This is a genomic window from Xanthomonas sp. NCPPB 2632 (genome assembly GCF_041228075.2).
Lineage (GTDB): Bacteria > Pseudomonadota > Gammaproteobacteria > Xanthomonadales > Rhodanobacteraceae > Luteibacter.
Map to the genome: position 1 here is coordinate 372330 of NZ_CM192979.1, position 11978 is coordinate 384307.

The window sequence follows — 11978 nt, forward strand, 5'->3', positions numbered from 1 at the left end:
ACCTCCCCGGCAACGGGGAGGTTTTTTTTATGGGCGGATCAGCCGCCGGCGCCGCAGCACTTCTTGTATTTCTTCCCGCTGCCGCACTTGCAGCTATCGTTGCGCCCGACCTTGGCGTCCTCGCGACGCAACGGACGCCCGTGGTCCGGGTGACGTCGGCGATACAGCGCCGCCAGCTGGAACGGTATCTCGTTGAGCAGCGTCATCCGCTCTTCAAAGGTCGGCAGCGGCACGGCCGGCGTACCGGGGTCGGGATCGGTCTGGTCGGCGGTGAGGGTCAGCAGCATGCCGACGAAGGGGTAGGTGGTTTCGTCCAGCCACTCGGACCAGGCTTCCTCCCAGGCGTCGATGGCGAAGCGGAAGCCGAGCGCCCAGTCGCTGGCCAGCGGAAAGTCGCCGTCGTACTCGCTGATGTCCTCGAGTTGCTCGAACTCCTCGGGGGAGTCGACGAACGGCAGGGAATCCTCGCCCAGCAGCGCCGGGTCGCCAGCGACGCGCGCCTCGATCACCGCCCAGAATTCCTGCATGAGCAGGGCCGCTTCTTCGCCCACGGCATCGGACGGCCACGGCATGGCGTCTTCCGACTCGACGACCGCCATGCACTCGTCGACACCGACCTCGGCCGGCCCGACCAGGGCCGCGCAGAACAATCCGTCGAGGGTTTCGAGTGAGTGGCGGTTTGTCGACGCGAGAAGATCGTCGAGGCGGCCGAGCCGGGTTTCGGTCATCTGCATCGCTGGGGTCTCAGTAGGCGTAGTCGCGGAAGACGGGATCGACACTGCCGTTCCATGGGCCATGGAAAAGCTCGAGCTTGGTATCGGCCTGGGTCTTGCCGGACAGGGCGATCTCCTCCAGCGGCTCGAGGTATACCGACTCGTCCACGCCGCGCTGGCCCAGGCGGTTGCGGCGCTTCAGGCCGTCACGGGCGATCTTCACCGCTTCCAGTGACAATTCGCGCACGCTGTGGTCGCGGAAGCGCAGGGCGAGCGCTTCCTTCGGCACGCCGTCGCGCAAGGCATGGCGCTCGGCCTTCGTGAAGTCCTTCACGAGATCCCATGCGGCATCCAGTGCGGTGTCGTCGTACAGCAGGCCCACCCAGAATGCCGGCAAGGCACACAGCGAATTCCAGGTACTGGTGTCGGCGCCGCGCATCTCCAGGTATTGCTTGAGGCGTACCTCGGGGAAGGCGGTGGTCAGGTGGTCGGCCCAGTCCTTCATGTCGGCCCGTACGCCAGGCAGCGCCGGCAACTCGCCGCGCATGAACTTCTTGAAGTCCTGTCCGGCCAGGTCGACGTACTTGCCGTCGCGGTAGCTGAAGTACATCGGCACATCGAGGATGTAGTCGACATAGCGCTCGTAGCCGAAGCCGTCCTCGAACACGAAGTCGAGCATGCCGGTGCGATCGTTGTCGGTATCCGTCCATACATGCGAGCGGAACGACTTGTAGCCGTTGGGCTTGCCCTCGGTGAAGGGCGAGTTGGCGAACAGCGCGGTGGCGATGGGTTGCAGCGCGAGCGCGACTCGGAACTTCTTCACCATGTCCGCCTCGCTGGAGAAATCGAGGTTGACCTGGACGGTGCAGGTGCGGGTCATCATGTCCAGGCCGAGCGATCCGACCTTGGGCATGTACTCGCGCATGATCTTGTAGCGCCCCTTGGGCATCCAGGGCATCTGGTCGCGGCGCCATTTTGGCTGGAAGCCCATGCCGAGGAAGCCGATGCCGAGTTCTTCCGCCACCGAGCGCACTTCGCGCAGATGGTCGGTCACCTCGTCGCAGGTGTCGTGGATCGTTTCCAGCGGCGCACCCGAGAGCTCCAGCTGCCCGGCGGGTTCGAGCGTAATGTTGGCCATGCCCTTGGTAAGCGCTACCGGCGTGTCGCCTTCACGGGCGACATCCCAGCCGAAGCGCGTGGCCAGCGTTTCCATCAGCTGGCGGATACCGGGGCGATCGCCGTCGAATGGCGGCGGGGTCAGGTCGTCGGTATAGAAGCCGAACTTCTCGTGCTCCGTGCCGATCCGCCAGGCGTCGCGTGGCTTCTCGCCCTTGGCGAGGTACGCCACCAGGTCGTTACGGTCGCCGATGGGCGTGCTCTTGGCGGCGCTGGGGATGGACACAGGGGCTTTCCTTGAAGAGGGGGCTTTTGGCCGATGCCGCCCACATGGGGGCAAACGCCCGACGGTAAAAGGTGTGGCGTGACGGCGCAGGGTAACAAATGCTTTTGTGAGGTAGTGAAAACGAAGAGGCCGCCCTGGGGCGGCCTCTTCGCGAGCTTCCGGTGAGGCGCGGTCAGCGCTTCATCGAATTGAAGAACTCGTCGTTGGACTTCGTGTTCTTCATCTTGTCGAGCATGAACTCCATCGCCGTCAACTCGTCCATCGGATGGAGGAGCTTGCGCAGGATCCAGATCTTGGCCAGCAGGTCCGGGTCGATCAGCAGGTCTTCGCGGCGCGTGCCGGAGCGGTTGATGTCGATGGCAGGATAGACGCGCTTCTCGGAGATACGCCGGGACAGGTGCACTTCCATGTTGCCGGTGCCCTTGAACTCCTCGTAGATCACCTCGTCCATCTTCGAACCCGTATCGGTCAGCGCCGTGGCGATGATCGTCAGGCTGCCGCCTTCCTCGACGTTGCGCGCCGCGCCGAAGAACCGCTTCGGACGCTGCAGGGCGTTGGCGTCGACACCACCGGTGAGCACCTTGCCGGAACTGGGCACCACCGTGTTGTAGGCGCGGGCGAGGCGGGTGATCGAGTCGAGCAGGATCACCACGTCCTTCTTGTGCTCGACCAGGCGCTTGGCCCGCTCGATCACCATCTCGGCCACCTGCACGTGACGCACCGCGGGTTCGTCGAAGGTGGAACTGATCACTTCGGCGCGGACCGTGCGGGCGATTTCCGTGACTTCCTCGGGGCGCTCATCGATCAACAGCATGATCAGATGGACGTCCGGGTGGTTGTACTGGATGGCCTGCGCGACGTTCTGCAGCATCATCGTCTTGCCGGATTTGGGCTGGGAGACGATGAGGCCGCGCTGGCCGCGGCCGATGGGTGCCACCAGGTCGAGGATGCGCCCGGTGATGTCCTCGGTGGAGCCGTTGCCGCGCTCGAGCTTGAACGACTTGCGCGGGAACAGCGGCGTGAGGTTTTCGAACAACAGCTTGTTCTTCGACGCCTCCGGCGGATCGCCGTTGATGTCGTCCACCTTGAGCATCGCGAAGTAACGCTCGCCTTCCTTGGGATGGCGGACGCGTCCGGTGATGTAATCGCCAGTGCGCAGGTTGAAGCGGCGGATCTGGCTCGGCGAGACGTAGATGTCGTCCGGGCCGGCCAGGTACGACTCGTCGGCCGAGCGCAGGAAGCCGAAGCCGTCCTGCAGGATTTCCAGCACGCCTTCCGCCCAGATGCCGCCGCCCGACCGGGCATGGGCCTTGAGGATGTTGAACACCACATCCTGCTTGCGCTGACGGGCCACGCCCTCGCGCACGCCCAGCGACTCGGCAAACTCGAGCAGCTGGATGGCGTTTTTGCGTTTGAGTTCGGTCAGGTTGATCAGGCGATCGTTGCTGCCGGCATCGGCGTTCTCGTCGTCGTCGACGGGGTAGCCGTTGTTATTGTTGCTGCGCGGATGCTGGTAGTTGCCACCGCCGCCATTGCCGTTGCCCGGATTGCCGCCACCGCCACCACCGCCCGGACGGGGCGGGTTGCGCTCGTTGCGGCGACGACGGCCGCGGCCCTCGCGCTCGGCATTGTTGGCGTTGTTGGCGCCGCCGTTGGGGTTGGGGTTGGCGCCACCGTTAGGATTGCGATCGGCACGGTCGTTGCGGTTCTGCTGCGGGCTGGGGTTGTCGCCCCGCGCCTGCGTCTGGCCGTTCTGACCGCCCTGGCCGCCCTGCGGCGGGTTGGCCTGGCCACCGTCACGGGAATCGCCTTGCGACGACGCCGGTCGGGCGTCGGCGGGCGGCGCCGAGGTGTTGCCAAGCTGCAGTTCCGCCTGGGGGGCGGGCGCGGGCATCGGTGCGGGCACCGGTGGCAATGGCGGCGGGGCCTTGACCGGAGCCGGTGCGGGAGCACTCGTTTCTACCGCCTGCGTTTCGGCAGGCGGCGCCTTGCGGCGCGTACGGGGACGCGGTTCGGTCGCAGGCGTGTCGCCGGCGCCCTTGGCGTCGTTGGAGTCTTTGGTTTCGATATCGGACACGGGCAAACCTCACGGGGCGCCGTTAAAAGAAGAGGGGAGAGGGTTCGCGGCTGGGGGACAAGCGGTGTCCCGGCGAACCCCTAGAGCCTAGCATCGCGTGAGGCGCGACGTAAAGCGCCTCACGCGGTGGCTCGGGTCATGCGATAAAAACGGATCAGAGGGCGCCGTCGATAAACTTGGCCAGTTGGCCCTTGCCCACGGCACCGATCTGGGTGCCCGCCACCTTGCCGTCCTTGAACAGCATGAGGGTGGGAATGCCGCGCACGCCGAACTGGCGCGGCGTCTGCTGGTTCTCGTCGATGTTGATCTTGACGATCTTCAGCTTGCCTTCGTATTCACCGGCCAGTTCGTCGAGCAGCGGCGCGATGGACTTGCAGGGGCCGCACCATTCCGCCCAGAAATCGAGCAGGACGGGGGTGTCGGAATCGAGGACTTCCTGCTGGAACGCAGCGTCGCTCGTATGGGTGATCTTGTCGCTCACCGTGATCTCCAAAAAGGGGTGACTGGGGGGCTTGACGACCGTGACGCTCACATCGGCTACACTAAGGCGCCTCATGTCGCGGGTCGCACCGGAAGCGAAGGTCCTGGCCATTGCAGCCTCGAGCCCTCATTCCAACGCAACTAGGGGCGCGCTTCAAGCGTTTCAAGGGCGCCGACGGGATGGTTTCCGTTGACATAGGTAAGAAGGTTACTCGTTTTCCAGCCTTTTCACCTATGCCAGCGGAAGCCGTCGGGTCGCGTGCCGCCGCCTCCGGCCATCGTGCGCCGGGCGCGTCGTAAGGCCGCCGGTGGCAACCGGCCGCCCCCGACTCTCCCGTGACGCCGGCCGGATCACCCACCGTCCCCCGACCCCAAGCCGGTCGCCGGGGATGCTGCCGCGCATGCGCGTGGCGCGACGACAGGCCATTCATACCTATGTCCGAAACCGTTCTCACCGACGTCTTCTACGAAAACCTCGACCTTCATCCGCTGCTCCACCAGGGTCTGGCCACTGCGGGCATCACCCGCTGCACGCCCATTCAGGCACTGACCCTGCCGGTCGCCCTCCTGGGGCGCGACGTCGCCGGCCAGGCGCAGACGGGCACGGGCAAGACCTTCGCCTTCCTGGTCGCCCTGATGGACCGCCTGCTCAAGCACCCGGCCGCGGCGGACCGCAAGGATGCCGACCCCCGTGCCCTGATCATCGCGCCCACCCGCGAACTGGCCATCCAGATCGAGAAGGATTTCCAGACGATCGGCAAGGCCACCGGCCTGCGCAGCGCGCTGATCTACGGCGGCGTCGACTACGACAAGCAGCGCCAGCAGCTGCGCGACGGCTGCGACATCATCATCGCCACGCCCGGCCGCCTGCTCGACTACTACAAGCAGGACGTCTTCGGCTTCGGCGCGGTCGAGGTCATGGTCATCGACGAAGCCGACCGCATGTTCGACCTCGGCTTCATCAAGGACGTGCGCTTCATCTTCCGCCGCCTGCCGGCCCGCGATAAGCGCCAGGTGCTGCTGTTCTCCGCCACCCTCAGCCACCGCGTGCTGGAGCTGGCCTACGAGCACATGCACGAGGCCGAGAAGCTGGTGGTGGAGACGGAAAACGTCACCGCCGACCGGGTCCGCCAGGTGGTCTACTTTCCGTCCAAGGAAGAAAAGATGCCGTTGCTGCTCAACCTGCTCGAAGAGAGCAAGACCGAGCGGAGCATCATCTTCGTCAACACCAAGGCGGCCGCCGAGCGCATCACCGATCGCCTGAAGCGGCACAATTTCCGCGTCGGCGCCATCTCCGGCGACGTGCCGCAGGTCAAGCGCCAGAAGCTGCTCCAGCGCTTCCAGGACGGCCAGATCGACCTGCTCGTGGCCACCGACGTGGCCGCACGCGGCCTGCACATCCCGGCGGTCAGCCACGTTTTCAACTACGACCTCCCGCAGGACGCCGAAGATTACGTGCATCGCATCGGCCGTACCGCCCGCCTGGGTGCGGAGGGCGACGCGGTCAGCTTCGCCTGTGACCTGTATGCGATGGGCCTGCCGGACATCGAGACCTACATCAACCAGAAGATCCCCACCGCGTCGATCGACGCGAAGATGCTGGTGATGCCGGCTCCGCGCCCCCGCGCCGACGGCGTACAGGACGAAGTGGACGATCCCAACGACACCGGCGGCCACATCCCCACGCGCGGCGCGCCGCCGGAGAAGGGCGGTCGTGCCGGCCGCGACGGTCGCGGCGGGTCGTCCCGCTCCGGCGAACGCCCGGCCAGCCGCGAGCGCCGGCCGCGTCCGCCGCGCGAGGACCAACCCGTGGGCGGGTTCACCGCGGTATCCACCGAGGTGCCGATGACCACCGTCGTGGTCGCGGAGTCGGTCGAGGAGCTGCCGGCGGCTACCGAGGCCATGGCTGCCGATGGCACGGTGAAGAAGCGTCGTCGCCGTCGCGGTGGCCGTGGTCGTGGCGCACGGGAAGGCCTCGATGTGGTGGCCGATGGCCAGCACGTGGCCGAGGCGGCGGCAACGGCCGATCGCCCGGCGGCGTCGCCGGGCGCGCGCCACAAGGACGAGGGTGCGGCCGAGTCGAATCCGGGGCGTCGTCCGTCACGCCAGGTGGCGGCGAACCGCCCCGCTGGCACGCCGGCTCCCGCGGAAAAGACGCACGAGAAAAAGGTCGGGTTCTTCCGCCGCATCGGTCGCCTGTTCGGCAACCGCTGAGGCGTGTGCGGGCCGCCTCCATGAAGGCGGCCCGCAAAACCGTCACGACATCCCTTATCCTCTGAGGCTGAACAGCCAACGGGTGACGCGGTGATCGGTTTCGATCTGGTGAGCAAACGATACGAGGGCGATCACCAGGCCCTTACCGACGTCTCTTTCCAGGTCGCCGCGGGCGAGATGGCCTTCGTCACCGGCCATTCCGGCGCGGGCAAGAGCACGCTGCTCAAGCTGCTGGCCATGATCGAGCGCCCCACCAACGGCGTCGTCACCCTCGACGGCCAGAAGCTCAACACCGTCCGCTCGGCGGATATCCCCCGCATCCGCCGCAAGCTGGGCATGGTCTTCCAGGATCACCGGCTTCTGATGGATCGCAGCGTGTTCGCCAATGTCGAACTGCCGCTGGTCATCGCCGGCATCGCACCCGCGGATCGTTCGCGCCGGGTGCGCGCGGCGCTCGAGAAGGTCGGCCTGCTCAGCTACGAGAAGCAGTTGCCCGATGCCCTGTCCACGGGCGAGCAGCAGCGGGTGGGTATCGCGCGCGCCATCGTCGCCAAACCGGCCGTGCTGATCGCCGACGAGCCCACCGGCAACCTCGACCCCCAGCTGGCGATGGAGATCATGACCCTGTTCGCCGAGTTCCAGCAGGTGGGCACGGCCGTGCTCGTCGCCAGCCACGACCTCATGCTCATCAAGCGCATGAAGAAACGCGTGGTCGTGCTCGACCACGGCAAGCTGGTGGCCGACGTGCCAGCTACGGAGGTGGTATGAACGCCGCTCGCGACACCCGCCGCCCCGCCGAACCCGCCAAGACCCAGCGCAGCGAAGCGCGCCGGGTGGGCGCCTGGCGCGAACACCACGCATGGAGCCTCTCGATCAGCCTGCGGCGTCTGGCAGCGCGCCCGCTCAGCACGCTGCTCACGGTGGCGGTCATGGGCGTGGCGTTGGCGTTGCCGCTCGCGTTCTACCTGCTGCTGGGCAACGTCGAGCGCATGGGCGACGCCCTTGGCCGCAACCAGTCCATCAGCGCTTTCATGAAGCCGGGCCAGAACGGTGCCATGGCCGAGACCGCGGCCTCCGCGTTGCGTGGGCGTCCCGAGGTGGCCGAGGTGGTGGTGCGTACCCCGAAGGACGGCCTGGACGAATTGGCCGAGGTCCAGGGCTTTTCCGGGTCGCTGCAGTCGCTGGACGTGAACCCGTTGCCCTACGTGCTTTCGGTGCAGCCGCGCAGCGGGCTGTCCGCCGAGGATGCCGGACGCCTGGTCGAGGCGATGAAGGCCACGCCCGGGGTCGACATGGTGCAGGACACCGGTGCGTGGCGACAGCGACTGGACGCCCTGCTCGGCGTCGGTACGCGCGCCGTGAGCCTGCTCGCCACGCTGCTCGGCATCGCCGCGCTGCTGGTCGTGGGCAACACCATCCGGGTGGATATCCAGAGCCGCAGCGCGGAGATCGGTGTGCTGCTGCTGGTGGGCGCCAGCCGGCCCTTCGTGCGTCGGCCCTACCTTTACGCGGGCCTCTGGCTCGGCTTTCTCGCCGGCGTGCTGGCGGTGGTGCTGGCCGTGACGCTGGAGCTGGCCATGGCCGGGCCGGTCGGGCGCCTGGCGGCGGCGTACGATGGCAGCGTCAGTTTCGGTGGCCTGCCGGCCTGGTTGCTGCTTTCGGTCCCGTTCGCCTCGGCCCTGCTCGGCTGGCTGGGCGCGCGGCTGGTCAGCGCGCGGCAGATCCGCCGCGCCGCGGCGGTCTGAAAAAAGGGGAATCCGGGTGGCGACTCACATCGGTTCGGGCGTGGCTGGTACGGCCCCGCGGATGCTCCTGGTCGACGGCTCCCGGGTCGTTCGCCAGCTCATTTCCCGTGTCGTGACCGCGGAAGTGCCGGGCGTGGAGATCGTGGGCGTGTCCACCGGCGCGGAGGCCCAGGTCGAGTTGCAGCGCGGGGTGTTCGATTTCGTCACCGTGGCGTTGCGCCTGCCCGACATGGATGGCCTGGATGTGGCCCGCTTCGTGCGCGAATCCGCGCCGCAGATCTACATGCCCATCGTGGTCGTTTCGGGCGACGTCGAGGAGCGCCTCCATCGGCGAGAACTGGGCGAGTTCGTCACCGATTATTTCGACAAGTCGCTGGGCTTCGAGGCCCTGGCTGAATTCATCCGCGGCTATGTCCGTCCGGAAGGGGGCGCCGAGGGCGAGGTGCTCTACGTCGAGGACAGCCGCGTGGTCGCACTGGCTACCCGCCGCATGATGGAAAAATACGGCCTGACCGTGCATCACGTGATCAGCGCGGAAGATGCCCTGGTCCACCTGCACGAGGCGAAATCCCGGGGGCGGATGGGGGCGGACATCGTGCTGACCGATGTCAGCCTGAAAGGCGAGCTCACGGGGGGCGACCTGGTCGAGCGCATCCGCAACGAGTTCGGTTACGGCAAGGGGCGGTTGCCGACGCTCATCATGACCGGCGACGAAAACCCCGCCAACCAGGCCGCGCTGCTCCGCGCGGGCGCCAACGACCTGGTCGAGAAACCCGTCGAGGAAAAACTGCTCATCACCAAGCTGCTGTTCCAGCTGCGGGTGGCGCTGCACCTGCGCGAAAGGACACGCGATTGAACGACCGCATCAAACTGGAACCGTCCTGGAAGGAACGGATCGGCCCTTACCTCGACCGGCCGGACATGCTGGCCCTGTCGCACTCCCTTCGGGACGAGAAGGCGGCGGGCAAGGCGATCTTCCCGCCGGGCCCGGAGATCTTCAACGCCTTCGCGCACACGCCTTTCGACCGCGTACGCGTGGTCATCCTCGGCCAGGATCCCTACCACGGCCCCGGCCAGGCGCACGGGCTGAGCTTCTCGGTGCGCCCCGGCGTGCGGGTGCCGCCGTCGCTGCAGAACATGTTCAAGGAGATTGAAGGCAGCCTCGGCATTCCGCGGCCCGACCACGGCTGCCTCACCCCCTGGGCCGACCAGGGCGTGCTGCTGCTCAACGCGGTGCTGACGGTGGAAGCGGGGCAGGCCGCATCGCACCAGGGCAAGGGCTGGGAAGGCTTCACGGACGCCGCCATCGACGCGCTGAATCGCGAGCGCGAAGGCCTGGTGTTTCTCCTGTGGGGAAGCCACGCCCATAAGAAGGGCCAGCTGATCGACGGCAAGCGCCACCTGATCCTGCGCAGCGTGCATCCCTCGCCGCTGTCCGCGCACCGCGGTTTCATGGGGTGCGGGCACTTCGCCAAGGCGAACGCCTACCTGGAATCCCGCGGCGAGGCGCCGATCGACTGGTCGCTTCCAGCGAAAGCGGAACTCTTGCCCCAGACGTGACAAAGCCCGCGAGCCTGGGCTCGCGGGCTGGGTGAGATCCGAGGCGCTTGTCATCGCGCTTCGGTCTGCCTCGGCGACCACCCGAAGGTCTCGTCGAGGTCTTGAGGTCGGGCGAGCCGACTGACACGCAGGACGTTAAGGGGGCGGCACGCACACGGTCAATGGGTTAACGTTCGAAACATCCGTTTTTCAGAAAAGTTCGAAGATGTACCCGAGTGCCTCGCGAATCTGGCGAAGTATTAGCTCGTCGACTTCGGCGCCGCCGTATACCGGCCGCCCTGCATGGCGGCGAGCGTTGGCCAGACTGAGTCGTTCAAGGCTGACCGTGGTGACCATGTCGCACTTGGCCCAGCGTTCTCCCGGCTTGTCGCTCCAGCCATGAGGCATGGCGTCTGCAGGAACAAGTACGTGCCAGCGACGTGGAACGTTCGGTCTGGTCATGCTCACCGGCACCACAGTCGCCAATCCGTGCCGTCCTCGTAAAATCCTGCTTACGACAATGACAGGGCGGTTTTTGACCATCTCGGCAGCCGCAGCCATGCCGGGCGCTGGAAAGCGACAGATCGCCAGGGTGCCGGCTCGAGGGGGAAACCGCAGTGCCATAGCCGCAGGCTAGGTGGGCAGTGAACCCTTTAAAGCCAGCCCTGTGGCCCAATGACTGTAGGTACGACGGACTCGCCCTGTCCCCTCGCGACGGCTTCGCTGCCTTCCAGCGAGCAGGTATCCGTCTGCCTCCTGAATACCCCGGCCGGTCCATCTGGACAGGCCCAGGGTATTTCTGTACCATTGCGTACAGTTAACCGATGAACTTCGGGCTGACTTAGCACTCTCACATCGGGACTGCTAATCTGCATACAGACTTTTTGGAGGTTCCACACATGTCCCAAGCTCTCGTTACCCGTAACTACGGGCTCCCGAGCGTCGTCGGCAGTCTGGATTCCTACATCTCGGCAGTCCATCGCATCCCGGTGCTCAGCCTTGACGAGGAGCAGTCGCTGGCGCGTCGCTTCCGTGACGACGCCGATCTGGACGCCGCCAAGCAGCTGGTCATGTCCCATCTGCGCTTCGTGGTCCATGTGGCCCGGGGCTACAACGGCTACGGCCTGCAGCTGTCGGACCTGATCCAGGAAGGCAATATCGGCCTGATGAAGGCGGTCAAGCGCTTCGACCCCGACCAGGGCGTTCGCCTGGTCAGCTTCGCGGTGCACTGGATTCGCGCGGAAATGCACGAGTTCATCCTGCGCAACTGGCGCATCGTCAAGGTCGCCACCACCAAGGCGCAGCGCAAGCTGTTCTTCAACCTGCGCAAGAGCAAGAAGCGCCTGGGCTGGATGAACGCGGAAGAAGTGCGCGTGGTAGCCCACGACCTGGGCGTTCCCGAAGCCACGGTGCGCGAGATGGAATCGCGTCTTTCCGGCCGCGATGTGGGCTTCGAGGCCCCGGCCGACGCCGATGACGACGACAAGCCGGCACCGGCCGCCTTCCTCGTCGACGAAGGCGCCGATCCGTACGACAACCTCGCCGAGGAAGATGCGAGCAACAACCAGATGGGCGCGCTGTCGTCGGCGCTCGGTAACCTGGATGCCCGCTCGCGCGACATCATCCAGCGTCGCTGGCTGGCCGAGGACAACAAGGCCACGCTGCAGGATCTCGCGGACGAGTACGGCGTATCCGCCGAGCGTATCCGCCAGATCGAAGCGAACGCGATGAAGAAGATGCGCGTCGCCATCGCTGCCTGAGTGCCGCGTTGGGCGTAAGATCCGGAACGGCCCCTCGGGGCCGTTTTC

Annotated in this window: 11 protein-coding genes; 6 read left to right on the top strand and 5 right to left on the bottom strand. The window is 66.3% G+C overall.

The features are described 5' to 3' along the window. Window positions 1-38 precede the first annotated feature (38 nt). The 4 genes from AB8808_RS01650 to trxA form a co-directional block, all read right to left on the bottom strand. Complete coding sequence (locus tag AB8808_RS01650) at window positions 39-734, bottom strand: UPF0149 family protein (RefSeq protein ID WP_369926185.1); 696 nt, start codon at window positions 732-734, stop codon at window positions 39-41. Window positions 735-744: 10 nt separating this feature from the next. After that, the gene (locus tag AB8808_RS01655) at window positions 745-2115 is read right to left on the bottom strand and encodes a glutamate--cysteine ligase (protein ID WP_369926187.1); all 1371 of its coding nucleotides are present in this window, start codon (window positions 2113-2115) and stop codon (window positions 745-747) included. Window positions 2116-2287: 172 nt separating this feature from the next. Next, window positions 2288-4009: a transcription termination factor Rho gene (gene rho / locus AB8808_RS01660; protein WP_506193282.1), complete on the bottom strand. Its 1722-nt coding sequence runs from the start codon at window positions 4007-4009 to the stop codon at window positions 2288-2290. 337 nt (window positions 4010-4346) lie between these two features. Continuing rightward, entirely contained in the window at window positions 4347-4673 is a 327-nt protein-coding gene (trxA, locus tag AB8808_RS01665) for a thioredoxin TrxA (RefSeq protein WP_036143580.1), read from the bottom strand. Between the two features lie 434 nt (window positions 4674-5107). Here trxA and AB8808_RS01670 point away from each other — a divergent pair, with 434 nt between their 5' ends. From AB8808_RS01670 to ung, 5 genes are all read left to right on the top strand, one after another. Then, entirely contained in the window at window positions 5108-6886 is a 1779-nt protein-coding gene (locus AB8808_RS01670) for a DEAD/DEAH box helicase (RefSeq protein WP_369926192.1), read from the top strand. A 90-nt stretch (window positions 6887-6976) separates the two neighbouring features. Then, window positions 6977-7654 (top strand): cell division ATP-binding protein FtsE, encoded by a 678-nt coding sequence (ftsE, locus tag AB8808_RS01675; protein WP_285404178.1) that lies wholly within the window; start codon window positions 6977-6979, stop codon window positions 7652-7654. Beyond that, window positions 7651-8631, top strand: coding sequence for a permease-like cell division protein FtsX (gene ftsX / locus AB8808_RS01680; protein WP_369926195.1), 981 nt, complete (start codon window positions 7651-7653; stop codon window positions 8629-8631). Before ftsE ends, ftsX begins: the two co-directional genes overlap by 4 nt. Window positions 8632-8692: 61 nt before the next feature. Next, entirely contained in the window at window positions 8693-9487 is a 795-nt protein-coding gene (locus AB8808_RS01685; RefSeq protein WP_369931312.1) for a response regulator, read from the top strand. Continuing rightward, window positions 9484-10191 (top strand): uracil-DNA glycosylase, encoded by a 708-nt coding sequence (gene ung, locus AB8808_RS01690; RefSeq protein WP_369926198.1) that lies wholly within the window; start codon window positions 9484-9486, stop codon window positions 10189-10191. Before AB8808_RS01685 ends, ung begins: the two co-directional genes overlap by 4 nt. Window positions 10192-10380: 189 nt before the next feature. Here ung and AB8808_RS01695 read toward each other — a convergent pair whose 3' ends face one another. Then, window positions 10381-10794 carry a type II toxin-antitoxin system PemK/MazF family toxin gene (locus tag AB8808_RS01695; RefSeq protein ID WP_369926200.1) on the bottom strand — a complete coding sequence of 138 codons (414 nt, stop codon included), beginning with the start codon at window positions 10792-10794 and terminating at the stop codon, window positions 10381-10383. 275 nt (window positions 10795-11069) lie between these two features. Between AB8808_RS01695 and rpoH the strand changes: the two genes are divergently transcribed. Beyond that, window positions 11070-11930 (top strand): RNA polymerase sigma factor RpoH, encoded by an 861-nt coding sequence (gene rpoH / locus AB8808_RS01700; RefSeq protein ID WP_036109786.1) that lies wholly within the window; start codon window positions 11070-11072, stop codon window positions 11928-11930. Window positions 11931-11978 lie beyond the last annotated feature (48 nt).